Consider the following 1,230-nt stretch of genomic DNA (forward strand, 5'->3'; position numbering starts at 1 on the left):
GCCCTTGCAGCGTCATGCGGCCAGGGTCCGCCAAGGTGACCGGCAGCGCTTGCGCACCCAAAGCCGCGGTATAGAAAGCCTGCAGAGACGGATCGGCAATCAGGGTCAGGTTCTGGCCCAGCCAGTAAGGCCGGGCAGCTGCCAGTTCGGCTCCCAGAAGATGGCCCCAGATCTGCGCCCGCGCAGCTTCATCAGGCATCTGCCTCAGCGCCGCTGCCGCCTGAACCGAAGCCAGCCGCGCCGCCAGCTGCTCGGGTTTGGCAATGCCGTCTGCCACCGCCTCTGCCAATACTGCCCTGTCCCAGGCTCCTGCCGCCTCCAGCGCCATGCCCTGTATCGAAACTTGTGCCAGTTGAGCGGTCAGAGCACTTTGAAAACTGACAGCTTCGCGCGCGCTCACCTGCACCCAATGGGTCACCATGCCCGGCAGGCAGATGACCCCGTCCCAATCCGGGTTCAGCCGCAAGAAGCCGCTGACAGCAGCCACGGGGCCCTGCATCAGCCCGCAGGGTGCGGCCTGGCTCAGCCCTGGCAGGACATGAACCGGCATGCCGTCTAACACCGTTTTGGCCACATGCAGCTCCGCCGGCCGCACCGGTGCCGGATGCGGCGCCGCCAGGGCAGTGCCGCCCAGCAGCACCGGGCGCGGCGTGCCGCCCAGGACCTGCCGCAACGCTGCCGCCAGCGCAGGCGGGTGGCTGTCCTGCAGGCGCAGCACTTGGGCCGGCCCCGCTTTGCTGCCGGCCATTTCCCAGGCCGAAAGCGTGTCTCCGTCCAGATTTGCGGCCAGCCAGCCGGTGCCGTTGCGGGGAGACTGCATGATGCCCTCACTTCCTGTGCCATTGCGTTGCCGGGCTTATGGCGCTGATTCTCTGTTCCGGCAAGCGGGCACCCCGCCCGCCGGTATCGGCCTGAATACCCGTATGGCGAAGGTGCTATCCGCAAGTATACGCGCCATAGGCTAACGCGCCCGGGATTTATGCAAAAGACAGGGTGTCCAGCTCTGCGCCCGGTCCGCAAAATCCATTAGTGTTAAGGCATCGTCGGCCTTGCACTCTGTCAATCCCGTACAGCCCCGGCCAGCGGCGGCGGTGCGAATCGCGGGAACCGGAAGCCCGGTGGCTTGTGCCGCGCCGGACACAGGCGGCGCACGCGTAATAGTGACAGGAGGTACTGCCAAGATGTCCGCCACTCCGGCACCGCATAATGCCATTTTTGCCCAGCTGGCCG

Annotated in this window: 1 protein-coding gene; it reads right to left on the bottom strand. The window is 66.3% G+C overall.

All coding sequences use genetic code 11. The features are described 5' to 3' along the window. Positions 1 to 820, bottom strand: an 820-nt coding sequence (locus A2I95_RS39655; RefSeq protein WP_291737836.1) for a 2-dehydro-3-deoxygalactonokinase, incomplete at its 3' end; no start/stop codon positions are given. Positions 821 to 1,230: the final 410 nt, after the last annotated feature.

This window comes from Leisingera sp. F5, assembly GCF_001593695.1.